The organism is Streptomyces sp. VRA16 Mangrove soil, assembly GCF_017377775.1.
In the GTDB taxonomy this organism is placed as follows: domain Bacteria; phylum Actinomycetota; class Actinomycetes; order Streptomycetales; family Streptomycetaceae; genus Streptomyces.
This window is the reverse complement of record NZ_JAFVLN010000001.1, coordinates 163784-187421: the sequence shown is the minus strand read 5'-3', so window position 1 is coordinate 187421 and position 23638 is coordinate 163784. Positions and strand designations below refer to the sequence as shown.

The window sequence follows — 23638 nt, the reverse complement described above, 5'->3', positions numbered from 1 at the left end:
CGGTACGATCGGATCATGTCGCCGGACGACGCACAAGAACCAGCCCCGATCTGGGAGAACACCCGCCCTGCCACAACTCCCCCACTAAAATGGACAGTTGAGGGCGACGGGCGACGGGCGACGGGCGACGGGCGACGGGCGACGAACGTACCGTTCTGCTGGCCGCGAGGTCCGCTGTCGCACTCCATCGGCTCCTCGACACCCTGCCCGCCCTTTCCGGTGACAGCCGTATCACTCGCTTGTTCACTCTGATCCCCGGCTCCGAGTTCGGCGCCGACACGTCGGCCGCCATCGAATCGGTCGGCGGCCGCACCGTGCCCTGGAGCGAAGCCCGCCAAGGTGTCTACGATCTGGTCGTCACCGCGAGCCCGAAGGGTGATCCGGGGCGGCTGCGTGGCCCGCACCTCCTGCTGCCGCACGGCGCCGGGTTCAACAAGTCACTCCCGCGGGAGGGCCGTGCCGACTCCGCCTCGGGCCTGGACCCGGCCTATCTGAGCAGATCCCGCGACGACGCGCCGATCACCCTGTACGCGCTCGCCCACCCCGACCAACTCGCCCGCCTCGCGGCCACGGTCCCCCACGCGGCAGACGGCGCGAAGGTCGTCGGCGATCCCACGCTCGACCGCATCCTCGCGTCCCGTGGACGCCGCGACCGCTACCGCGACGCCCTCGGGACAGGGGCACGCACCCTGATCGTCCTCACCTCGACCTGGGGCCCGCACTCCCTGCTGCGGCAACGCCCCGAACTCCCCGCCCGCCTCGCGGGGCATCTGCCCCACGACGAGTACCAGGTGGCGCTCATCGTGCACCCCAACGAGTGGAGCGAACTCGGCTCGTACGACCTGGCGCAGCGCCTCGAACCCGCACTGTCCGCCGGCCTGCTCCTGCCCCGCCCGCGCGACGAGTGGGCGTCCGTCCTGGTGGCCGCCGACGCCGTCGTCACCGACCACGGCTCGACAGCGCTGTACTTCACGGCTGCGAGCGACGGGCCCGTGGTGTCCGCCTGCCGGGGCGGCGGCGAACTGATCACCGGCAGCCCCATGGACGTACTCCTGCGCTCCGTACCGGAGTTGGGCGACCACGAGCGGATCGAGGATGCCCTCGACGCCTGCCGCCCGGGCCCCGGACGCACGGCCGCCCGAGCCGCGTTCGCGCACCAGGGTGAGACGCTGCGCCGGCTGCGCGCCGAGCTGTACGCCCTGCTCGACCTCGATCCGCCGCCCCTGTCACCTTCCGTCCCGCTGCTGCCGTCCCCCGCACCGGCGGCCCGGGTGCCGACAGGCTTCGACGTGACCGCGGATGTTCTCGACGACACCACGGTCCGTATCGCGCGCCACCCCGTGGGTCTCGGTGCGCCCGGGCACCACCTCGCCGTGGAGTACGGTGCCGCGAGCGAGCAACTCATGCGCAGCGCAGGCCTGTTGTACTGGTACGCGGGCGCGGCCACCGCCCTTGCCCCTCGCGCGCGCCTCTCGTGGACCTTCGAGGGGTGGGCCGACCACGTACTGACGGAGTACCCGGCCTGCCGGACCACCGCGGCGCTGCTTCCGGCGGGACGCTGCCTGGTGCGGGTACGCGGCCACGACCGGTCGTACGTCGCCCGGGTCGGCCCCTCCCGCGCAGGCGGCCGGGTTGCGCGCGTCGATCCGGCCGCCGCGGTCTCGGCCCTGCACGCGTGGCTGGGCGCGACCGGGGGCCGGCCACCCGCTGACGCCCGTCTCACCTGCGTGACCGGAGAGCGCAGCCACCCCGTCTCGCTCCGTGTGGCGACGGCCGAAGAGGTGCGCGAGGAGATCCTCGGCGCCTGAAGGGCTGCCCCGCTACTCCAGGCCGTTGCGCCGACGGATCTCGTGCGCGGCCCGCCGGTGCGTCTGTGCCTCCTCGGCCCGGCCGTCCCGCTCGGCCAGGTCGGCCATCGCCTCGTGCACGCGCGCCTGGTCGAATCCGGAGCCGCGGCCCTGCGCACCGGCCAGCGCCTCCTCGTACAGGGGCCGCGCTTCGGCACTGCGGCCCAGCCTCGCCAGGGCGCCCGCGAGCGCGAACCCGGTACGCCGCGTCATACGCTCGCGCCGCAGGTCGCGGGCCGCCTCGTGCGCCTCTACGAGCAGCGGGCGCGCCTCCTCGAACGCGCCGCGCCGCGCTCTGGCCTCGCCCATCCGGTACGTCTGCAGCATGGCGCCGTACGGGTTCGGGATGGCGAGGTGCAGGTCCCTGGAGCGGGCGAAGTCGCCTTCGGCCTCGGCCCATTCACCGCGGGCGCCCTTGAGCATCCCGTGGAACTCGACCACGGAGGCGGCAAGTTTGCGGTCCCGCGTCCCGTTCCCCAGCAGCCGTACCGCTGCCGCGGCGGCGGCCAGCTCGTCGTCCGCCGCCTCGAAGCGGTCCGACTCCCAGAGCGGGCGGGCGAGTTGGCAGCGGGTGCGCACGAGCCAGGCCGCGCTCGCACCGTGCCGGACCGCCGCGTCCACGGCGAGCCGGAAGACGTCGATGACCTCGGACTGGCCCGGATGGTCGAGCGCGTACGTCCACACCGCCTCCGACAGGGCCACCGTCTCCTCGTCCATCCCGAGACGGTGAGCGAGGCGGACACAGCCGAACAGGGCGTGCCGTTCGCCGAACAGCCACCGGGCGGCACGCTCCTCGGCCGCCGTACGGGAGTCGGCGTCCGGCGCGTGTCCCGGATCGGGCAGATCCGTGTCGGGCGCGCCGGGCACCGCGTCGACGCGGTCCGTGACCACCAGGCGGGGTCCCGCGGCGAACAGGTCGGCCCGCTGCGCCTGACGGACGTACCAGCGCACCACCCTGGCCTGCGCAGCCTGTACTTCGCCCGTACGTGCGGTGCGCTGCGCGACGCGCAGGGCGTGCGCGTGCAGCGGTCCGGGCAGTCGCATCCGCCGGTGACCGGGAACACCGGGTGCCGTGTGCAGGACAAGCATCCCGGCCCGGTCCAGCTCTTCGAGGGCCTCCTCGCAGCGGTCGGGCCCCAGACCCAGCAGGGCCGTCGCCGACTCCGGCGTGAAGGTGGTCGCGGGGTGGTACGGCAGTAAGCGGTAGAGCAGCGCCGCCGTGTCGGAGAGGGCGGCGCAGGACGCGTCCCAGATCCGCTCGACGTCCGGCACTCCCCTCTCCTCCCAGTCCCCTTGCAGTTGCGGTATCAGCCGGGACAGCGGGCGAAGCCGGTGCGAGCGGATCCAGCGGCCGGCGACGTGCAGCGCGGTGGGCAGGCCGTCGCACAGGCTCACCAGTGCCCGTACGGCGGCCGGGTCGGAGGCCAGCCGCTCGTCCCGGACGATCAGCCCGAGCAGTTCCGTCGCCGCGTGGTCCTCCAGCGGCGGCAGCGGCAGGCCCAACGCGGCGCCGTCCTCGAGGTCGTAGAGCGGACCGTGGCTCGCGACGATCACGAGACTGCCACCCGACGCCGGGAGCAGCGGGACGACCTCGGACGCGTACCGGGCGTTGTCGATGATCAGCACCATGCGCGCCTGTGCCGTTCTGCGCCAGTACTGTCGGCATCGCGCCTTGAACTGCCGTGCCACCAGGGCCGGTTCCACGTCGAGGGAGTCGAGCAGCTGGGCCAGTACGTCACCGGGATCGAGGACACCGTCGAGCCGGAAGTCGTCGAGGTCGACGCAGAGCACCGCGTCGGCGAACCGGTCCTGTACGGTCCGGGCGAGCAAGTACGCCAACTCCGACTTGCCCAGTCCGGCCGGACCGCTCAAGGACACCACCAAGGGCCGCGATCGGCTCCGCCACTCCTCCACCGCGCGCAGCACCCGCGCCCGCTCGTCGTGGCGGTTGACGAAATGCGCCGGCTCCGGCGGGAGTTCGACCCTCATCCACGTCCTCTCGCCTCGCGCCCTCAACTGCCTTTTCTGGCAGGCACTTTACAAGGATCCGCGCGAGGATCGCGCCGCGACGATGCCGTCGGCACGATATGGATTCCATGGCACACCGGCCCGTGCGCGGGCCCATGCAATGCCAGGGCATGCCGCTCGGCCCGTTCCCGGGCGGCGCGCAGGGGGATGAACGGGGGCCGGCCGAAGCCTGTGAGGACGGAGTGGCTGCGCTGGCTGGAGGAGACCGGGCTCGGGCTCGGGCTCGGTAAAGCTGCTGCGGCCAACCAGGCGTTTCAGTGTGGCGCGAGCGCCTTCGAGGCGCCGGGGTTCGGTTGCGGTGTCCGCAGCGGGGCAGACGTCCTTGGGTGCAGTCCGTCCGTGACGCTCTTGAAGAGGGTCGTCGGCCGGCGGATCCAGGACGCCGAACTGACGGGCAGGGTCCCGTGATCGCGGGCCAGGCGGCGGTGCTCGATGACGGCGGTCTGAAACCCGGCATCGCCCCACCTCTTGACCACGCCGGGGCTGTCGGCGGCCGCCTGGTCCGGCATCGCGATCCCGATGGCGTTGTCGTGCACGCTCGCGGCGACCACGATCACGGCGATGAGCGGACCCAGCACATCGGTGGCGATGCCGCGCTTGTGGCCCCGGGTCTTTTTGCCCGGAACCACGCTCCGGGAGCTGCCGTATGGAGCTGGCCGCGTGAACGTCTTCGAACTCCTGCGGCTGCTGCAGGCGGCACACGAGGAGACCGCCGGGCGGACCGACCACCTGCGCGGGCGGATCGGGCAACTCACCACCGCCCGGGACGACTCGTCCGCCAAGGACTCCTCGAACAGCCCGGACGCGGCCAGTACCGGAAACGGACTGATCACCCACTGACGGAGAGAACACCTGCGTTCGGGCAACGCGCTGCCGGAAGGCCGACCGGCCGGAAGTGCCTCGGGCGCGGGGCCCGCCCGCCGGACCGGTCGGCCCAGGTGGTGTCAGCCTGCCACGGGAACCGGGGCGTGGGTTGAAGCGGGCACCGCGTCAGGCGAAAGCACCGGTTTCGGAGCGGGCGCAGGCGTGTAGGGGATCTCTCCGCGCAGCACGGCCTTGGCGCGCTCCTCGTCGAGTTCGCCCTCCCAGCGGGCGACGGCCAACGTGGCGACGCCATTGCCGACCAGGCTGGTCAGGGCGCGGGCCTCGGACATGAACCGGTCGATGCCGAAGATCAGTGCAAGGGCGGCCACGGGGACGTGCGGGACGGCGCTGAGGGTGGCGGCCAGGGCGACGAAGCCGGAGCCGGTGACGCCCGCGGCGCCCTTGGAGGTGAGCAGCATGATGGCGAGCATGGTCACCTGCTGGGTGAGGCTCAGGTCGATGCCGAGGGCCTGGGCGAGGAAGACCGAGCCCATGGTCAGGTAGATGGCGGTGCCGTCGAGGTTGAAGGAGTAGCCGGCCGGGAGCGTGATGCCGACGACCGGTTTCGAGGCGCCTGCGTGTTGGAGCTTGGCCATCATGCGCGGCAGGACGGGCTCGGTGGAGGAGGTGCCCAGGACGATCAGCAGCTCTTCCTTGATGTAGCGCAGGAAGGGCAGCATCCGCAGTCCGTTCAGGCGCATCACTGCCCCGAGGACGATCAGCACGAAGAAGAGGGAAGTCAGCCAGAACGAGCCGACCAGCAGGGCCAGATGACGCAGGGTGCCCACACCGTAGTTGCCGATGGTGAAAGCCATCGAGCCGAAGGCGCCGATGGGGGCCAGGCGCATGATCCAGCGGATGAGCGTGAACAGGACCGTGGAGAATTTCTCGATGCCCCGGGCGATGCTGAGGCCGGCTTCTCCGCTGGCGTGCAGGCCGAAGCCGAACAGCACGGACACCAGCAGCACAGGAAGGATCTCGTTGCCGGTCAGGGCGCTGACCAGGGTGGCCGGGATGATGGCGAGGAGGAACTGGGCGAAGCCCTCGTGGGTCGTGGTCGCCTCCGGCGGCAGACCCTTGGCGGACAGGGTCGAGAGGTCGATGTGCAGACCGCTGCCCGGCTTGACGACGTTGACGACGACCAGGCCGATCACCATGGCCACGGAGGTCAGCACCTCGAAGTAGACCAGCGCCTTCAGGCTCACGCGGCCGACCGCGCGGGCGTTGCCCATCGAGGCGATGCCGTGGACGACCGTACAGAAGATGATCGGCGCGATGAGCATCTTCACCAGCGCGATGAAGCCGTCGCCGAGCGGCTTGAGGTCAGCCCCGGCGGAGGGCCAGAGCCCGCCCACAACGGCACCGAGGAGGACCGCGATCAGACACTGGACATACAGGTGGGACAGCATCTTGCGGATGCGGCCCGGTGGTGCGGTGACGGTACCCGGGGCGGCGTCATTGCGGCTCATGCGGGGCGTCCTTCCAGGACGGGAACGAGGAGTTCGGCTCGGGCGATACGCCGGGCGGCGCGGTGCAGAAGCACCGTGGGGGACGCGGCGTCCGGTGCGGGGACGGCCTGGGTGGTGATCACGCCGGCGGGGGTGCCCAGGCGCAGCGTGCCGTCGTCGGTCTGGCGCGCGACGCGGTGGGCGAGGGTGCCGGGGGTGGCGGCGGCCGTGGCCAGGGCCACGGCGGAGGTCAGGCCGATCGCCGGGTGCGGGGCGTGCATGGAGACCATGCGCACGGCCAGGTCGTACTCGTCCTGGTCGACGAGGACGCCTTGTGCCGTGCGGTAGGGCGCGGGCCGGGCGACGATGCCCACCTTCGGCACCGCATGGCTGACCGGATCCCCCTCGCGGACCAGGCCCATGGCCAGCGCCGCCTGGCGGCGCAGCACGGTCAGCGCGGGCACGGCGGCGGCGAACGCGGTGACTGATTCCGTGCCGTCGAGGCCGAACGCCTTGGCCTCGAACAGTGCGGCCGGCGCGCCGGCGTCCACGAGGGAGGCCTCGACGAGGCCGACCGGTCCGGTCAGTTCGTCCAGCGCCCGCCCGGTCGGCAGGGCGCGGCCGGTCGTCGTGCCTGCCGGGTCCTGGAACCCGAGCAGCACCGGTACGCCCGGCGCCGAGGTCCCCGGCACCAGGGCCGTGCCCTGCTCAGGGGCCACGCCTTGGGGGGTGGGGATGGTGCCGGTGAGGCGGGCCCCCGTGTTGACGTTGAGCATACGGACCGTGGTGGTGTCCGAGGCGATCGGCACGAGACCGTGGTGGACGGCGTACAGAGCCACGGCGGTGGCGCAGTTGCCGCAGTTGCTGGCCCACTCCACGCGCTCGTCTCCGATGCCGACCTGCGCGAACGCGTACTCGACATCCACACCGGGTCGGGTCGACGCCTGTACGACGGCGGCCTTGGAGGTGGTGGAGGAGGCGCCGCCCACACCGTCGATCTGACGGGGGTCGGCGGCGTTGAAGGCGGCGAGCAGCAGAGCGTCGACGTCCACGCCCGTGGCTGTCACATCGCGGTGGTCGAAGATCCAGCACTTGCTGGTACCTCCGCGGATCATCTCACCCTGCAGACGCAGCACAACTCACTCCTCAAAGCCATGGGGGGGAAGTCCACCGACGGTTTCGCCGTGCGTGGTGTCCTCCACGTTGGGTTACGGCTGCGTGAAGTACAATCTCGAAAATCTGCATGGCCATTAAGCTGAACTAAACGCAAAAGGGAGCGGCATGCTGGACGTCCGACGCATCCTGCTGTTCACGGAGGTCGCCCGGCGCGGCTCGGTGACCGCTACCGCCCGAGCCCTCAGCTACACACCGTCAGCGGTGTCGCAGCAGATCACCCGCCTGGAATCGGAGGCGGGCCAGCCCCTCCTCGAACGCCACGCCCGAGGTGTCACCCTCACCGACGCCGGACGGGCGCTGGCCGAACGAGGGCAGCGGATCGCGCGCGAGCTGCACGCCGCGCAGAATGAACTCGCCGATTTCGCCGGACTGCGCGCGGGCACTCTGCGTATCGGTACCTTCCCCACCGTGGGCGCCTCGCTCCTCCCGCAGGCCGTGATCGCCTTCCGGGACGCCCACCCTGATGTACGGCTGACCGTCCGCAGCGCCCGCATCGCCGGACTCTGGACCCTGCTGGAGAACCGGGAGGTCGAGATGTCGCTGATGTGGGACTACGACTGGAGCCGGATCGACCGGGAGGACATCGTCGTCACCCCTCTGCTCGACGACCCGCCGGCCCTTCTCGTCAGCGACGACCATCCCCTCGCCGGCCGCGGCGCCGCCTCACTCGCCGACTTCACGGACGACCCCTGGATCACCCGCGCCGACCATCACCCGGTGGCCGAAGCCCTCGTCCGCGGCTGCCGCGCCGTCGGCTTCGAACCCCACATCGCGTACGAGGCCCACGACTACCAGGAAGCCCAGGCCATGGTCGCCGCCGGCATCGGCGTCGCCCTCGCCCCCACTCTGGCCCTGGAGGGCATCCGGCCCGGCGTCAGGGTCCTGCCCCTCAAACCACCGGCCCCCGTCCGCCGCATCCTCCTGGTCCGCATGGCCGACCACTCGCTCACCCCGGCCGCCCAGACCTTCGCCGAGCTCCTGCGGGAGGCCACCGCGGCCCGGGCACTCTGACCGACACCGGCCCAGGGCGACGATGACGGGCTCCGGACCCGGCCGGCTCAGCCGCCCAGATCCGCGGTCTCCACGCTCATCCCTTTCGGAAGCGTGGCGGCGCCACCGGATCGAAGACCAGAGCCCGTCACACGGTCAACGTCCGCTTGCCCGCGCACGACCGTGGTGAGCAGTCGGCCGCGCCGGGCGGCGTATCGCTCCGGTCGGGGTGGGAGGTCCTCGAAGTCGAACGGCTTGAGGAGCCCACCGCGCCCCACCGCACGAACCCCCCCTCCCCTACGTGCGATCCCGCGAGAACGAAGTGCCGCATCGGGCCCCGTCCGCCCTGCGACACGACACGCTCCGACCTCGTGCTTCCATGGGCCCCGTGACTGACCAGGACAGGGCTCCCGCCCGTTTCAAGGACATCGCCCTCGATGCCAGGGATCACCACGCTCTGGCCGACTGGTGGTGTGCGGCGCTCGGCTATGTGCGGAAGGAACAGAGTGACGGTGCGGAGCGGCCACCCGAGTGGCCGGTCCCCATCGTCGATCCGTCCGGGACCGGCCCGTTGATCTGGATCAATCCGGTGCCCGAGGGCAAGACGGGCAAGAACCGCATGCACCTTGACGTGTGGGGCGCCCCCGACCGGCTCGTGGCCCTGGGAGCGACCGTGATCCGTAAGCGTGACCGCGAGATCGACTGGCACATTCTGGCCGACCCCGAGGGCAATGAGTTCTGCGTGTTCCCTTCCGAGGACGCTGTCGGCTGAGAGGGCACGTGGTCGTCTCTGCCGCTTCCACACGGTGTCGGGCGACGTCGACTCTGTCGCCGACGGAGCGAAGGATCCGGTCTTCGAAGTGGCGGTCGCTCCAGGCGCTGTTGGTTGAGGTGTGGGCGAACTCGCCGCTGCACGCCGCGGGGTTCCACCGGCTCGAACACCGGCACCCGGGGCCTGACACGCACCGGCCTCGTAGCGGGGCTCGGCCGTGGGCGTGGCCGTCGGCGCGCGGGCCGATGCGGGTCGCTACGGCGAGCGGCCGGCGCCCGCGTTCCCGACGAACCGACGGACGAGGCGGCGACGCCCAGGAGTCGGGTGTGCGTGGTCCTGGGGCGGGCCGGATCGCCGACCGCCCGTCCGTCCAGCGGCCTGCCACAGGCGACAGGATCCACCACAGCCGGTTCACGGTGCGTGTACGTCCCTGCGGCCGAAGGCAAGGAGCGCACACCCCATGAGCAGCGCGGCGAGTCCCAGCGGTGCCGTGCAGCGCCACCACTCGGCCGGGTCGGTCAGCGGGGAGCCACCAAGCGCCCGGTTCCAGGGGGCGATGTACTGCGCGTGCTTCCATCCCTCGCGCAGCGGGAACGGCGCCGAGACGACGTAACCCGCGACCGCGAGACCGATTCCCGCCCCCACGGTGGCCGCAGGACGTCCGCTCGCCCCGGCGACGGCGGCGGCAGCAGCAGCGGCAGCGGCCAGGGACACCAGGGCGGCATCCGCTGGCGCGCGCTCCGCCCCGGCCGCGGTGCCGGCCGCCTGCTGTGGAAGTGCGAGCGCTTGGCCCCCGCGCCACTCGCCCCCACCACCACCTCGTACTCCGCCTGTGGTGCGCAGCCCACGGCACACGGCACCGGACTGGCCGGGCCTGGCCGGGCATCACGGCGCCGGCCGACTGCACCCTCACCCCGCATCAGCGCCAGGCACTGCTCGCGGACCGGGCCACGACCGCCCTGCCCGCCGACGCACCCGGCGACACCGTCCTGGTGGCCGCGCCGGCCGACTCCACGGCCCGTGCCTGGTCGGGCTCGACCGCGACCCTTCATCACGGCGACGGCGATCCCACGCCCCTGCACCTTCCACGCGGTGCGGGCCCGGTGCCGCCGTGGGCACGCGGCGCGGCGATCAACTGGCCTGCTCACCTTTGGCTCGCAGTCGTCGCTGTTCCACGAGGGCCCGACCGGCCGTTCACACCTCAGCCGGATCCAGTGGTCCGAATCGGCCAAGCCCGCTGATTATCGCCGTATTGCCGTCTCGTAAAGGCACATGTGACGCGTGCACAGCAACACGTATGACGCTTGCGGGAGTTGACCGGCTTTCGGACATTGATCTCCGCAGTGGTGACAGCACCTCCCCCGTACTGCGACGATCTGTCCGCGCTCGCTGGGCGCCCTTCTCCTCTCCTCCCTTCCTCCCTTGCTCTCTTCCTCTCGACTCCGTCGGCGATGTGGCCCGCGGTGTCGCTTCCTCCTGTTCCCGACAGCTGTCCGCCGGACTCCGGCAAAGGAGCTGCTCTCATGCTGCACTCTCCCGCTCGCGGCCGTCTGCCACGCCGACGCCCCCGTTCCCAGACCGCCTCACGGCGCCGGTCCACCACCCTTGTCACGCTGGTCGCCGCGTTGATGGTCACCGCGGTGCCCGTCGGAGCCGCCGCGGAACCGGCGGACGCGGGGCCAGGCCCGCACAAGCCGGCTCCACGGCTCATCGACGCCCGGCCCAGACCCGGTGCACAGCCCGTCCGCCTGACTGCCGCTCAGCGCCGGCACCTGGTCGACCAGGCAACGGACGACCGTGCCGAGACCGCGCGCAAGCTCGGCCTCGGCACACGAGAGAAACTGGTCGTGAAGGACGTCGTCCAGGACACGGACGGCACCCGGCACATCCGCTACGAACGGACCTACAGCGGCCTGCCCGTGATCGGGGGCGATCTGGTCGTCCACGACGACGCGGGCCGGCTCACGGCGACCACGTCGTCGCAGGCCGAACTGTCCGTGCCCACCACCAAGGCCGCGGTGTCCGAAGGCGCGGCCCGGCAGAAGGCACTCACCGCCGCCAAGAAGGAGCAGAAGAGACAGCGGGCGGCGCGGGCCGGGGAGTCGGCGGTGACCTCGCGGCGCGTCATCTGGACGGTGGGAGCGGTCCCACAACTGGCTTGGGAAAACGTTGTCAGCGGGGAGCGCGCGGACGGCACCCCCAGCCGCCTGCACGTGGTCACGGACGCCACGAGCGGCAGGCTGCTCTCCTCCTACGACGACATCCAGGCCGGTGAGGGGCACAGCCAGTACAGCGGCACGGTGTCGGTCGCCTCGCGACTCAACGGCACCGTCTACGAACTCGCCGATCAGCAGCGTGGCAACCACCGGACCTACGACGTCCACGCGGGCCCGGCCACACTCCTGACGGACACCGACGACGTATGGGGCGACGGAACCAGCGCCGATCCGCAGACCGCGGCCGTGGACGCCGCCTACGGCGCGCAGCGCACCTGGGACTTCTACCACGACCGTTTCGGGCGCAACGGCATAGCGGACGACGGTGTGGGCGCCACCTCGCGCGTGCACTACGGCACCGGATACGCGAACGCCTTCTGGGACGACCTGTGCTTCTGCATGACCTACGGCGACGGCCTGGACGGCAACCGGCCGCTGACCGAACTCGACATCGCGGCGCATGAGATGACCCACGGAGTCACCTCCGCGACCGCCGGACTGATCTACACCGGCGAATCGGGCGGGCTGAACGAAGCCACCAGCGACATCATGGGCACCGCCGTCGAGTTCTTCGCCGACAACGCCAAGGACACCCCTGACTACCTGATCGGCGAACTGGCGAACGTCCGCGGCACGGGCAAGCCGCTGCGCTACATGGACCAGCCCTCCAAAGACGCCTCCGCCAAGGGCACGTCGCAGGACTCCTGGACGCCGGACACGAAGAAGCTGGACCCCCACTTCAGCTCGGGCGTCGCCAACCACTTCTTCTACCTGCTCGCCGAAGGCAGCGGCAGCAAGACCCTCCGGGGCGTCAGCTACGACAGCCCGACCGCGGACGGCCTGCCCGTCGCCGGTCTGGGCCTGCACAACGCCACCAACGTCTGGTATCGGGCGCTCACGCACTACATGACCAGCACCACCGACTACGCGGGTGCCCGGACCGCCACCCTGCAGGCCGCGGCCGATCTGTTCGGCACCACCAGCGACGCCTACGAAGCGGTCGGCAACGCCTGGGCCGCCGTCAATGTAGGCCCGCGCTACGTTCACCACATCGCCGCCGATGCCCCCTCCGGCCGGGACGCGGCGACCGGACAGCCGGTGAACCGCCAGATCACCGCAACCTCCACCAGGCCCGGCGCCCTCTCCTACGCGGCGACCGGCCTTCCGGACGGACTCGCCATCGCCCCGGAGACCGGCCGGATCACGGGCACCCCCACACGGGCCGGCGAGTTCGACGTGACGGTGCGCATCAAGAACTCCGCGGCGGAGACCCTGGACCTGCCCTTCACCTGGACCGTCCTGGCCTCCGGCGGTGATCACTTCGTCAACCCCGATCGCTTCGACATTCCCAACTGGCACACCATCGAGTCCCCCCTCACCGTCACCGGCCACCCTGGGCAGGGCCCCGCCGAGCTCAAGGTGAGCGTCGACCTGGTGCACGACTTCATCGGTGGTCAGGTCATCAACCTCGTCAGTGAGGACGGAACCGTGCTCCCGGTCAAGAACTTCGTCTGGGACACCGGAACCGAACTGCACGAGACGTTCACCGTCGACGCCTCCGCAGTGCCGGCCAACGGCACCTGGAAACTCCAGGTCATCGACAACACACCGGGGATCTTCCTCGTCGATCCCGGCTACCTCGATCGCTGGAGCATGACCTTCTAGGCCTGCTCCCGGCAGCCCCGTCAGCACGAAGCATCGCCGGCGGCCGCTTCACGGCCGCCGGCGATGGACTTCATGCCGGGGTCACCCGGCCATGCCCGCAGCGCGTGTGCCGGTGATGCCCGCAGCGCGTATGACGGTCTGCGTCACGGTATTGCAGCAGCTGTCCGCGGCCTGCACGCGCAGCGTGAGGTACTGGGCCGAGGCGGGGGGCGTGCAGGGCCACGCTCACCCTGCCGTTGCCCCGGCCGCCGAGCCGGGCCGTGGTCCAGGTCGCACCGTCGTCGTAGGACAGCTGGACCTTGGTGGTGCGCAGCGCCGCGTTCGGCGGCCCCGGCCAGGTGGGCCGGGGTGATGAACAGCGAGGCGTCGCGTGCCGCCTTGCCGTCGGAGAAGGGACGTACGTGCCGTCGGCCTTGCGCTCGGCGGCCAGGGCGGTCGTGGTGCCGACGACGCGACCGCTGAGGTGGGCGCACGGGCGGCCGGCCTCTACCCCTTCGACAGGCTGTAGGAGTACGTGGCGTTCTGGACGCCGTTCATCGCGATCCGCTCGCCGCGCGCGCCCCGCCCGCTCCGGGCGCGGTTGACCACGACAGTCGGAGTCCGCTTCACTGACGGCGCGAGCGGCGCACCATACTCATGCTTTTGCGGCATGTCGGCCCGCAGTCGCGTTCCGCACACGAGTGGCCGGGGGATCCGGGCTGCGGTGCACACGCCCTCGACGGGGCGAAACCCACGCCCAAGGCCGCGGTCTTCGTCCGCTGCCACTTCACACCCTTGCGAGCACCAGGAGTTCCCTCTTGCCTACGACCCCACCCCCAGACGCACTCCTCCCGGAGGTCGACGTGGCCGGCTGCGCACGCCCAGGCGCATCCGAGGACCAGACCCGGGCCGTCTGGTCAGTGATCACCACGATGTACGCGGCCTACTCCCGCCAGGACCGGCCCGCGATCGACGCGTGCCTGGCCCCGGACGCGACGATCTGGGACTCCGAGGCGGCCCCGCTCCTGTGCGGCAAGGCCGACCTGGACCGGATCCGCGAGGAGCGGCCGGCGGCGGGTGAGGGCCCGCAGGAGGCCGGACTCGACGCCTATGACCCGGTGGTCGACGTCTTCGGTGAACTGGCGCTGCTGCGCTACTGGCTGCGCGTCGACTTCGCCCCGGACGCCTCCGGGGCGCCCCTGCGGCCCGAGATCGTGCGCAACACCGCCGTGCTGCGCCGGTACGGGGACGGGGGCTGGCGGATCGTGCACCTGCACGAGGACGTACAGCAGGTCGGCGGCGTCCCGGAGCCGTAGGGGCTCAGGTGTGCGTGGTGCACGGTGCGGGCCGTTCAGCCGTGCGCCGCGCACGGGCCGGCTCCGCGGCGCCCGGTTAGCGTCCGTGCATTCCCCCAGAAAGCCGGGAGGCGGCATGACATACCGGGTGGCCATGGACATCGGTGGCACATTCACCGACGTCGTCGCGTACGACGAGACACGCGGCACATACGTGGCGGCGAAGGCCCCGACGACACCGGGCGATCTGGCGGAGGGTGTCTTCGCCTCGCTGGAGCGGGCCGTGTCCGACCCCGCCGCCATCTCCTTCTTCGTGCACGGCACCACGCAGGGCCTGAACGCTCTCCTTGAGCGCAAGGGCGCCAAGGTGCTGCTGCTCATGTCGGAGGGGATGCGGGACGTCTACCACATCGCCCGCGGCAACCGGGACCGGATGTTCGACCTGCACTACCGCAAGCCGGTCCCCCTGGTGAACCGGCACTCCACCACGGAGGTCGGGGGCCGACTCGACTGGCAGGGCGCCGAGTTGCGTCCGCTGGACGAGGACGCGGTGCGAGCGGTCGCCCGGCGGGCGCGCGCCGAGGGGTACACGGCGGTGGCCGTGTCGTTCCTGTTCAGCTATGTCGAGCCCCGGCACGAGCTGCGGGCGGGCGAGATCCTGCGCGAGGAGCTCGGCGACGACGTGATGGTGGTGCTCTCGCATGCCGTCGCTGGTGAGTGGCGCGAGTACGAACGGACCTCGTCCGCGGTCCTCGACGCCTACACCGGGCCGGTCGTGCGCCGCTATCTGGGCCGTATCGAGGAGCGGTTCGCCGAGCGCGGCCTGGGTGTTCCGGTGCAGGTGATGCAGTCGTCGGGCGGTGTCGTCAACGCCTCGTTCGCCCGCTCGCACCCGCTGCAGACCCTGCTGTCCGGGCCGGTCGGCGGCACCATGGGCGGCGTCGCGGCGGCGGCTCTGCTGGGCCGCGAGAACGCCATCTGTGTGGACATGGGCGGCACGTCCTTCGACGTCTCCCTGGTCCTCGACGGACGGCCGGACATCTCCAACGAAGGCACCGCGGACGGCTTTCCCGTGCTGACCCCGCTGGTCAACCTGCACACGATCGGCGCGGGCGGCGGTTCCCTCGCCTACGCCGAGGCGGGCGGGCTGCGGGTGGGACCCGAGTCGGCGGGCGCCGTGCCCGGACCCGCCTGCTACGGGCGCGGCGGCACCCGCCCCACCGTGACCGACGCCAACGCCGTTCTCGGCCGCGTCGACCCGGAGTGGTTCGCGGGCGGTCACATGACCCTGGACGTCGCGGCGGCCCGCTCCGCGGTCGGCGCCCTCGCCGACGAGCTCGGCCTCGACCCGCTCGCCCTCGCCGACGGCATCTGCGGCGTCGCCAACGCGAAGATGGCGCAGGCGATCCGCACGCTGACCGTGGAACACGGCCGTGAGCCAAGGGAGTTCACGCTCCTCGCGTTCGGCGGTGCGGGCCCGATGCATGCCGTGGAGATCGCCCGCGAACTGGGCGTGGAGGAGGTCGTGGTGCCGCTGTTCCCCGGCGCGTTCTCCGCGTGGGGCATGCTCGGCACCGCCGTGCGCCGCGACCTGACCCGGCAGTTCTTCACCCCGGGCGACGCACTCGACAACGCGGCTCTGGCCGCCGCGCTCAACGGCCTTGAGGCGCAGGCCCTTTCGGCGCTCACCGAGCAGGGCGTGCCCGCCGAGCGGCACAGCGTCGAGCACGCTGTGGACATGCGCTACGAAGGCCAGGACTACACCCTGACCGTGCCGCTGACCGGCGCCGACGAGCCCCTCACGAACGGCTTCCTCGCCGCGGTCGCCGCCCGCTTCGCCGCGCAGCACGAGCGGCGCTACGGGCACGCGACGCCCGAGGCGCCGGTCGAGTTCGTGGCCCTGCGCACCACCGCGCTCGGCGCGCCCCCGGCCCTGGAGCGGCGTCCGTACGCCCCCGAGGCGGGCGAGAACCCATGGGCCGGCCGCACCAAGCCCGTCACCTTCGGCGGCGAGACGTACGACACCCCCGTGCTGCGGCGCGAACACCTGCCGGTGGGCGAGCAGTTCAGCGGCCCGGCCGTCGTCGTCGAGGCCACCTCCACCACCGTCGTCCCGCCGGACGCGCTCGTCACCGTCGACGCGAACGGCTTCCTCGTCATCAAGCTCGGAGGCGCCGCATGAGCTCCCGTACCGAGGTCGCCATCGACCCCATCACCACCGAGATCATCCGCTGCGCGCTGCTCCAGGCCGCGGAGGACATGAACACCACGCTGATCCGCTCCGCGTACACGCCGACGATCTACGAGGCCAAGGACTGCGCCGTCGCGCTGCTCGACCGGGACCACCACGTCCTGGGCCAGTCCTCGGGGCTGCCGATCTTCCTGGGCAACCTGGAGGAGTGCACCCGGGCCACGGAGCGCATGTACGGCCGCGACGTGTGGCGCGAGGGCGACGTGTGGGTGCTCAACGACTCGTACATCGGCGGCACCCACCTCAACGACGTCACGGTCTACGCGCCGATCCACGTCGGCGGCGACCTCGTCGGCTTCGCCGCCTCCCGCGCGCACTGGATCGACATGGGTTCCAAGGACCCGGGCGGCTCCATGGACTCCACGACGATCTACCAAGAGGGCCTGCGCATGGGCCCGTTGAAGATCTACGAGGGCGGCGAGCCGTGCACCCTCACACAGGACCTGATCGCCCGTCAGGTGAGGTTCCCGCAGCCCACACTCGGAGACATGCGCGCCCAGGTGGCCTGCGCGCTCACCGGCGCCCGGCGGCTCGCCGAGATCGTCGAGCGCTGGGGTCTCGACACGCTCGCCGCCGCCCGCGACGCCATCTTCGAGCAGACCCGGCGCCTTGAGCGCGCCCAGATCGCGGCCGTCCCCGACGGGGTGTACGAGGCCACGGGCCGGCTCGACAACGACGGCATCGACCTCGGCACCCCGCTGCACGTCACCGTGCGGGTCACCATCGACGGCGACCGGATGACCGTCGACGTCACCGACTGCGCCGACCAGGCCACCGGTCCGGTCAACTGCGGCGCCGCCCAGACCGTCGCCGCCTGCCGCGTCGGCTACAAGCTGCTGATCAGCGGCGAAGTGCCGCTCAACGGCGGCTCGTTCGACCCTCTTGAGGTGGTGACCCGGCCCGGCTCCATGCTGGCCGCGATCGAACCGGCCGCCTGCCAGTACTACTACTCCCACCTCGGTCTCGTCATCGACCTGGTCGTCAAGGCCCTCGCGCCCGCGATGCCCGAGCGGGCCGCGGCCGCCTCGTACGGCGACTCCATGATCGTGCAGTTCACCGGCCTCGACCCGCGCAGCGGAAAGCTGTTCGTGTCGCAGGAGGCGACGGTCGGCGGCTGGGGCGCCTGGGAGGCGGGCGACGGCGAGAGCTGTCTGATCAACAACGTCAACGGATCGCTGCGGGACATGCCCGTGGAGGTCCTGGAGACCCTGTTCCCGATCCGCGTCGAGCGCTACGCCGTACGCACCGACTCAGCGGGCCCGGGCAGGACACGCGGCGGCAACGGCGTCGTGCGCGAGTACCGCTTCACCGCCGACCAGAACCTGTCCCTGTGGTGGGAACGGTCGGTCACCCCGGCCTGGGGGCTGTTCGGCGGCGAGGAGGGCGCGGCGCCCCGGGTCACCCTCAACCCCGGCCGCCCGGACGCCCGTTCCCTGCTCAAGGCGAACGCGCTGCTGGTGCGTGACGGCGACGTCCTGCGCTGCGAGAGCGGCGGCGGCGGCGGTTACGGACCGGTCGCCGAGCGGACCGCCGACGCGGTCGAGGAGGACGTACGGCAGGGAGTGCTCAGCGCGGAACACGTACGGGAGCGGTACGGCCGCTGACCACTCGGGTCAGAGCCTGTCTTTGAACCCCCGTCGTGCGGCCGGAGGGCGGGCGCAGCGGCGGTCGGTGCGTGCGATCGTCGTGCGTCGTGCCAGGTCATGTGGCGGAGCCACCTGTCCTGGCACGACGTGCGGCGAGCGTGCGTGCCGGGCGTCGGGGCGCAGGCGGGGGTTCAAAGACAGGCTCTCAGGTCATCCGGCGTCGTCAGGTTCGAGCAGGACCTGGCACGCCAGATGCAACGGCAGCCGCAGCTCCGAGTCGTCCGGGTCGCAGCCCAGCGCGCGCAGTCGCTCCAGGCGCGCCGTCACCGTGTTGCGGTGCACGCCCAGGCGGGCCGCCGCGACGGACGGGGCGCCACCCACGTCGAGCAGCACGGCCAGGGTCCGCAACAGCGCCCCGTCCCGGTCGGCAGCGAGCAGCGGGGCCAGGAGCACGGCGGCCGGGCGGCGCAGCGCGTCGCGGGGCAGAGCCGCGAGCAGTCCGGCCGGTCCGGCCCGGTCCGCCCGGACGACCGTGCCCGGGCGAGCGACCCCGGCGGCCGCGACGGCGTCGTCGAGCGCGGGTCCCAGCGCGCTGAGATCCGCCAGTGGCCCCGCGACGGCGCCGGCGAGCCGCCAGGGCACGGCGGCCTCGGCAACGGCAGCGGTAAGGCGTCGTTCCGCGCGGACGAAGGCGTCGGCCGGCGCATCCGGCCCGGCCAGCGTGTGCCAGGCGACCCAGACATCTCGATGGGCGACGAGCGGGCCGGCCATTCCGGCACGGCTCCACCACGCTCTGAGCAGCGGGCCGGTGTCCGTGGTCGCGGAGTCCGGGCGCAGCGCGTACGCGACGAGCGGTCCTTGAGTCGCCCAGCCGAGACCGACCGCGGCGGCGATCACGAAACCCTGGCCGGCGTCCGGCTCGGCCCCCCGCGCGGGCCGGTCGAGCAGAGTCGTCAGCAGGGCGGACGCGGCTCGCTCGGAGCGCTCCGCCCGCAGTCGTTCCGCGGCCGCCCAGGCGGTGAGCGGGGCCACGGCCAGCTCCAGGACCTCGGTCATCGTCGCGGCCCAGTCCGGGGTTCGAGAAGGTGACCGTGCGGTCAGGGTGACCAGCTGCCCACCATCGGGGTCGGGTACCGGTACGTGCACGTGCGCGGACCCGGGCGTGTCCTGAAGGGCCGACGCCCGCCCGGCGAGCACGGCGCCGGACGGGCCGGTGAGCGCCACGGAGGTGCGCGGCAGCACGTCGTGCAGCGCGGCGAGCACCGCTTCCGGCCGGTGACCGGCTCGGGCGATCCGCTGGGCGGCGCGGGCGGTCAGCGCGGCGCGACCCGCCTCGGGCCGGGACACCGCCGATGCGAGGACAACGGCGGTGTCCAGCGGTTCGCCCTCGACCATGAGGAGCGGGACACCAAGGCGCCCCGCGAGATCGCCGGCCGAGTCCGCGCGGACCGCTGCCGGGGCGACGACGCAGGCCGCCGCCTGTTCCCATGCCTTCCGCAGGGCCATTTCGACGGTCCAGGCCGCCGACGCGGCGTGCCCCACCAGGACCACGGCCGTGCCGGGCTGCACCGTGTCGAGCGACTCGACCCGGTCGACGATCCGCACGGAAGTGATCTCGGTCGGCAGGTCGGTGGGGCCGTGCACGGTCGTGGCGGGCAGCGGGCCGTGCCGCAGGAGTTCGGCCACCGTCAGGGGCCGGGTCATGGATGGGCTCCCACGGCCCCGGCGAGGGCCCTGCCCTCGGGAGTGTGCCAGGCGGGCGCCGCCTCGATCACGATCACCTCCACGGTGAGGCCGGGGACGACGCGTTCGACGTCGAGGACACGGCCGTCGCCGCCGGTGACCAGCAGGATGTGATCGGGTGCGGCCGCGACGACGGCGCCGTCGGCCAGAGCCAGCAGGACGTCGTTGTGGGCTTCCAGCCGGAACCGCCGCCGCAGTCCGTCCTCCTCGTCGACCAGGACGCTGGTGGGCCTGGACGGCAGGGACACCGGCGTGCCGGTGCTGCCGGGTCCGTACGGGCCGACGGAAGGTTCGAGGGCGACGACCCGGCCCCGGCACAGGCGGCGCGGCCGCCAGGCACCGAAGCGGGCCGCCCCTTCCCGTGCGCCGGCCTCGACGGCCCGGCTGACCGTGCCGTGGACCAGGGCGTCCACGAGCAGCGCGCCGTCCACCGGATACCCGGCGACGACCGCCCAACCGCCCGCTGCGAGAACCAGCGGGCGCACCAGCTCCTCCACGCTGTCGCGCGGTGAGCGGACGGTGACGACGTCGCCTCCGGGCGTGGCGAGGGCGAGCGGTGTCGCGCTGGCGCCTGCCAGGGTGAACAGGGTCTGTTCGAGAAGCGGGAGCACGCGCCCGCACGCGTCGCCGTCGACCAGCGGCAGTCCGCAACGGGCGGCCGCGGCCAGCCCGATCAAGGCGTTCTCGGCGGCGGTGTTGAGCAGCACGACGGCCTCCGCGCGACGGCCTGTCAACTGCTCGACGGCCCGCACCGCGCGCACCGGTTCGTCACCGGTGGGCAGCGATTCGGCGAGCGCGGCCGACGCACCGGCAAGAGTGATCGCGACGCACAGCCCACCGGGTGCGACGCGTTCGGCGGGGAGCAGCCGCACGGGGCCGTGGGCGGCGAGTTCCGCGGCGGCCCAGTCGAGAGCCACCTGGTAGGCGGATTCCTCCGCACCGGCGGCGAGGAATCGCGCGCCGACCGCGAGGTGCGCCAGCTCGGCCGGTCCGATCAGCGCGTCCGTCGTCTCCGTCATGGGGCCGCCTCCGCGAAGGGTTCACCGACGGCCTGCGCGGTCACCCGGTGCACCCCGGCCGGCAGATAGGCGACCGGGGCATGGGCGAAGGATCGCAGGCGTACGGTGCCGGGGGCGGCGCCCGCCGTGACGGCACGGGCCAGTGTGTGTCCCCGGGTGGCCTCGAGCAGCTGGTCGAGTTCGGCGCGACCTGCCGCCGAGACGATGCGCTCGATTTCGGCGCGGCATTCGGCGCCGGCCGCATCGCGAGCCGCGTCGAAGAGACCGTCGGAGACTTCGGTATCGGCAGGGGGACCGGTGCGGATCACCGGCGCGCCCGGCGCCCGCTCCGTGAGTCGCGCGACGACCGCCGTGACCTCGTCGGCGCCCGCGTCCGCCGCGACCTCGGCCACGTCGGGGGCGCCCAGCTGGACGCGGACACCGAGCGCGCCGGGGCACGGCCGCTCGTGCCGTACGGGCTCGCCGTCCACCACGACGAGGCAGCGTGTGGCGCGTGCGCCCGCGACCACCACGACCGCGCGTTCGTTGCCGGTGCGCACGGCGGCGCCGCGAGCGGCACAGGGCGCGGCGGGCGCGGTCGCGACGAGGGGATACCGGCGGAAGTAGTCCGCGGCGACCAGGCCGCCGCTGTCCCGCGCGAACAGCAACGGGGCATCGATCCCCGCGGAGCGCAGGACCCGGCGGCAGTCCTGGACGAGTTCCCCGGCCTGGCCGCCGAGGGCCGCGTTGAGGATCGTCGCGTTCTCGCGTTCTCTCAGGCCCGGCGAGCCGATCTCGTGCGACATGCTGATGGCCGCGTCGGGCACGACCCCGGCGATCACCTCCGCGGCCTCCAGTTCCGGGCCGGGATCCGTCGGGGCACCCGCCGCGCTCAGCGCGAAGACGGTGATCCCGGCTGTACGAGCGCGGAACGCGAAGGCGGCGACGGCCTGCTGGTCGAGCGAGCCCAGCGACTGCCCGGTCACGGAACTGCCGCCGGCCACGGTTTCGTACGGCCCCGCCACCTCGGCGCGTACCGCCTGCGGCCATCCGACGAACGGGCCGAGCGCGGCATGTGACTCGGGTGAGATCCGCAGGGCCGCCACCCGCTGGAGCGCGAGTGGCCCCTGGGTCAGGTCGGTGACCACGGCGACCGTGCGAGGCCGTGCGGGGAGCGGGCCGAGCCGCGCCAGGACCCGCCGCAGGCTCACTGCCGTCGTGGGAGCGCTCGGCGCGGCCGCCCGAGCCACCACCGGGCTCTGCGGACCGGCCTCGACGAGCACGGCCGCGGTCGTGTCGCGCCCCAGATCGATTCCGAGTCTCACCTGGTCATTCTCCCCATTGCCCCGGTCGGCGGCGAGCCGTGGCTCCGCTTCCTACTCCAGGTCCTTGCCCTCGGTCTCCGGCAGCGGCACCGCGCAGATCAGGGCGATCGCCAGGAACGCCATGATGAACAGAATCGTCGACGAGAAGCCCGTGGCCCGCGCGAGGAGGAAGCCGACCACGGACGGCGCCAGCGACGTGGCCCCGAGCTGAGCGGCAGTGGCCCACGAATACCCGGTGGCCCGCAGCGCCGTGGGGTAGAACTCTCCGTTCCAGGTGTTCCACACGCCCCAGGCGCCGAGGCAGAAGAACGACAGGGCGAAGTTGGCCACATACATCGTGGTCAGGGTGTCCGCATAGGCGAAGGCGACACCGGAGACAGCGGCGAGGGCGACGTAGGGAAGGAAGACCTTCTTGCGGCCGTAGCGGCCGGTGAGCCAGGACGCCGAGACGTAGCCCGGAATCATGAACACGGCGCTCAGCGCGACGAACCCGAGGCTCGCCGACATGCTCAGGCCCTTGTCCTGCAGCAGGGTCGGCAGCCAGGTCTGCAGTCCCCAGTAGCCCCAGTTGAAGGCGAAGTTGACAACGAGCATGAGCACGCTGACGCGCAGCAGCGGCCCGCGGAACAGGTCGAGCGGCTGGCCGGTGCGGAGCTCCGTGGCGGGAGTGACGGCGAAAACGGTGCCTTCGGGGACATCGACCCCGAGGCGGCGCAGGACGGCTCCCGCCTCCTGGTGTCGTCCCTGTTCTGCGAGCCAGTAGGGGGATTCGGGGACCCAGGCCCGGATGGCGAACACCCATACTCCGGCCAGCGCGCTGGCGATGGCGACGACGTGCCAGCCGAAGTCGCCCAGGGCCCGGGTCACACCGACGGCGAGAAGCACGCCGATCGGCCAGCCGATGGACAGATACACCGCGGCACGACCGCGCAGCCGTGACGGAAGCAGCTCCAGAAAGTACGGGAACGTCACGGTGTAGATGCCCGCGAGAGCCAGGCCGGACAGGAACCGGCTCACCATGAGCACGGTGAAGTTCGGTGAGAAGGAGCTGGCCAGCGCGATGACGCCGTAGGAGGCGAGAGACCACAGACAGACAGACCGGCGTCCGATCCGGTCGGACACCGGCCCCCACACGAGGCAGCCCGGGATCATGCCGAGGGCGACCGCGGACAGCGCCCACCCGATGGCGGACTCGTTGATCCCGAAGGCATCGCCGAGATCCCCCGACACATAGACCAGCGCCAACTGCTCCCATGACTCGATCACGAACGCCATGAAGAGCGCGGTAGCGGCAAGTAGATGGACGCGCCCGAAGGACATGCCCTCGAACCAAGCGCCGACGGGCCGGTCCCCGACCGTCGGCCGATTCCCGGTGGGCACCGGCCCGCCGCCTGCTTCTCTGATGGTGCTCATCGGATGTCCCTCCGGCCTGCCCAGCACTGCGCCCCAGGAATC

Annotated in this window: 17 protein-coding genes; 8 read left to right on the top strand and 9 right to left on the bottom strand. The window is 72.2% G+C overall.

Features of this window, described 5'->3' with window-relative positions; translation table 11 throughout:
- Positions 1-239 precede the first annotated feature (239 nt).
- Positions 240-1808: a translation initiation factor 2 gene (locus J3486_RS00810; protein ID WP_229377301.1), complete on the top strand. Its 1569-nt coding sequence runs from the start codon at positions 240-242 to the stop codon at positions 1806-1808.
- Positions 1809-1820: 12 nt separating this feature from the next.
- Here the strand turns inward: J3486_RS00810 and J3486_RS00805 are convergent, their stop codons facing one another.
- Together J3486_RS00805 and J3486_RS00800 are read right to left on the bottom strand one after the other, a co-directional pair.
- Positions 1821-3836: a hypothetical protein gene (locus J3486_RS00805; RefSeq protein ID WP_207817949.1), complete on the bottom strand. Its 2016-nt coding sequence runs from the start codon at positions 3834-3836 to the stop codon at positions 1821-1823.
- A gap of 293 nt (positions 3837-4129) precedes the next feature.
- A complete protein-coding gene (locus J3486_RS00800) occupies positions 4130-4504 on the bottom strand; it encodes a hypothetical protein (RefSeq protein WP_207817948.1) in 375 nt (124 codons plus the stop codon).
- A gap of 31 nt (positions 4505-4535) precedes the next feature.
- On the opposite strand from J3486_RS00800, the gene J3486_RS00795 reads away from it, so the two are divergent.
- On the top strand, positions 4536-4715 hold the full coding sequence (locus J3486_RS00795; RefSeq protein WP_207817947.1) for a hypothetical protein: 180 nt from the start codon (positions 4536-4538) through the stop codon (positions 4713-4715).
- 104 nt (positions 4716-4819) lie between these two features.
- Here J3486_RS00795 and dctA read toward each other — a convergent pair whose 3' ends face one another.
- Together dctA and J3486_RS00785 are read right to left on the bottom strand one after the other, a co-directional pair.
- Positions 4820-6208, bottom strand: a complete 1389-nt coding sequence (gene dctA, locus J3486_RS00790; RefSeq protein WP_207817946.1) for a C4-dicarboxylate transporter DctA — start codon at positions 6206-6208, stop codon at positions 4820-4822.
- Positions 6205-7323, bottom strand: coding sequence for a PrpF domain-containing protein (locus J3486_RS00785; protein ID WP_207817945.1), 1119 nt, complete (start codon positions 7321-7323; stop codon positions 6205-6207). The genes dctA and J3486_RS00785 overlap by 4 nt, the downstream gene beginning before the upstream one ends.
- Positions 7324-7468: 145 nt before the next feature.
- On the opposite strand from J3486_RS00785, the gene J3486_RS00780 reads away from it, so the two are divergent.
- Both J3486_RS00780 and J3486_RS00775 read left to right on the top strand, forming a co-directional pair.
- Positions 7469-8374 (top strand): LysR family transcriptional regulator, encoded by a 906-nt coding sequence (locus tag J3486_RS00780; protein ID WP_207817944.1) that lies wholly within the window; start codon positions 7469-7471, stop codon positions 8372-8374.
- A gap of 367 nt (positions 8375-8741) precedes the next feature.
- A complete protein-coding gene (locus J3486_RS00775; protein WP_307804646.1) occupies positions 8742-9125 on the top strand; it encodes a VOC family protein in 384 nt (127 codons plus the stop codon).
- Positions 9126-9536: 411 nt separating this feature from the next.
- Here J3486_RS00775 and J3486_RS00770 read toward each other — a convergent pair whose 3' ends face one another.
- On the bottom strand, positions 9537-9839 hold the full coding sequence (locus tag J3486_RS00770) for a hypothetical protein (protein ID WP_207817942.1): 303 nt from the start codon (positions 9837-9839) through the stop codon (positions 9537-9539).
- An 809-nt stretch (positions 9840-10648) separates the two neighbouring features.
- Here J3486_RS00770 and J3486_RS00765 point away from each other — a divergent pair.
- From J3486_RS00765 to J3486_RS00750, 4 genes are all read left to right on the top strand, one after another.
- A complete protein-coding gene (locus J3486_RS00765) occupies positions 10649-13006 on the top strand; it encodes a M4 family metallopeptidase (RefSeq protein ID WP_207817941.1) in 2358 nt (785 codons plus the stop codon).
- A gap of 899 nt (positions 13007-13905) precedes the next feature.
- Entirely contained in the window at positions 13906-14301 is a 396-nt protein-coding gene (locus tag J3486_RS00760) for a nuclear transport factor 2 family protein (protein WP_307804645.1), read from the top strand.
- Positions 14302-14416: 115 nt separating this feature from the next.
- Positions 14417-16462, top strand: coding sequence for a hydantoinase/oxoprolinase family protein (locus tag J3486_RS00755; protein WP_229377300.1), 2046 nt, complete (start codon positions 14417-14419; stop codon positions 16460-16462).
- On the top strand, positions 16459-18135 hold the full coding sequence (locus J3486_RS00750; RefSeq protein ID WP_207817940.1) for a hydantoinase B/oxoprolinase family protein: 1677 nt from the start codon (positions 16459-16461) through the stop codon (positions 18133-18135). The genes J3486_RS00755 and J3486_RS00750 overlap by 4 nt, the downstream gene beginning before the upstream one ends.
- Positions 18136-18327: 192 nt before the next feature.
- Here J3486_RS00750 and J3486_RS00745 read toward each other — a convergent pair whose 3' ends face one another.
- From J3486_RS00745 to J3486_RS00730, 4 genes are read right to left on the bottom strand one after another with little or no spacing between them, the layout of a single operon-like run.
- A complete protein-coding gene (locus J3486_RS00745; protein ID WP_207817939.1) occupies positions 18328-19821 on the bottom strand; it encodes a CdaR family transcriptional regulator in 1494 nt (497 codons plus the stop codon).
- The gene (locus J3486_RS00740; RefSeq protein ID WP_207817938.1) at positions 19818-20879 is read right to left on the bottom strand and encodes a DUF917 domain-containing protein; all 1062 of its coding nucleotides are present in this window, start codon (positions 20877-20879) and stop codon (positions 19818-19820) included. The genes J3486_RS00745 and J3486_RS00740 overlap by 4 nt, the downstream gene beginning before the upstream one ends.
- Complete coding sequence (locus J3486_RS44870; protein ID WP_207817937.1) at positions 20876-22183, bottom strand: hydantoinase/oxoprolinase family protein; 1308 nt, start codon at positions 22181-22183, stop codon at positions 20876-20878. Before J3486_RS44870 ends, J3486_RS00740 begins: the two co-directional genes overlap by 4 nt.
- A 51-nt stretch (positions 22184-22234) precedes the next feature.
- Positions 22235-23596, bottom strand: coding sequence for an MFS transporter (locus tag J3486_RS00730; protein ID WP_229377299.1), 1362 nt, complete (start codon positions 23594-23596; stop codon positions 22235-22237).
- Positions 23597-23638: the final 42 nt, after the last annotated feature.

Bases quoted from the DNA above. Each gene is read 5' to 3' on its own strand.
- J3486_RS00745 (WP_207817939.1), bottom strand. From the start codon at position 19,821: ATGACCCGGCCCCTGACGGTGGCCGAACTCCTGCGGCACGGCCCGCTG.
- J3486_RS00805 (WP_207817949.1), bottom strand. From the start codon at position 3,836: ATGAGGGTCGAACTCCCGCCGGAGCCGGCGCATTTCGTCAACCGCCAC.
- J3486_RS00765 (WP_207817941.1), top strand. From the start codon at position 10,649: ATGCTGCACTCTCCCGCTCGCGGCCGTCTGCCACGCCGACGCCCCCGT.
- J3486_RS00740 (WP_207817938.1), bottom strand. From the start codon at position 20,879: ATGACGGAGACGACGGACGCGCTGATCGGACCGGCCGAGCTGGCGCAC.
- J3486_RS00755 (WP_229377300.1), top strand. From the start codon at position 14,417: ATGACATACCGGGTGGCCATGGACATCGGTGGCACATTCACCGACGTC.
- dctA (WP_207817946.1), bottom strand. From the start codon at position 6,208: ATGAGCCGCAATGACGCCGCCCCGGGTACCGTCACCGCACCACCGGGC.
- J3486_RS00730 (WP_229377299.1), bottom strand. From the start codon at position 23,596: ATGAGCACCATCAGAGAAGCAGGCGGCGGGCCGGTGCCCACCGGGAAT.
- J3486_RS00750 (WP_207817940.1), top strand. From the start codon at position 16,459: ATGAGCTCCCGTACCGAGGTCGCCATCGACCCCATCACCACCGAGATC.
- J3486_RS00780 (WP_207817944.1), top strand. From the start codon at position 7,469: ATGCTGGACGTCCGACGCATCCTGCTGTTCACGGAGGTCGCCCGGCGC.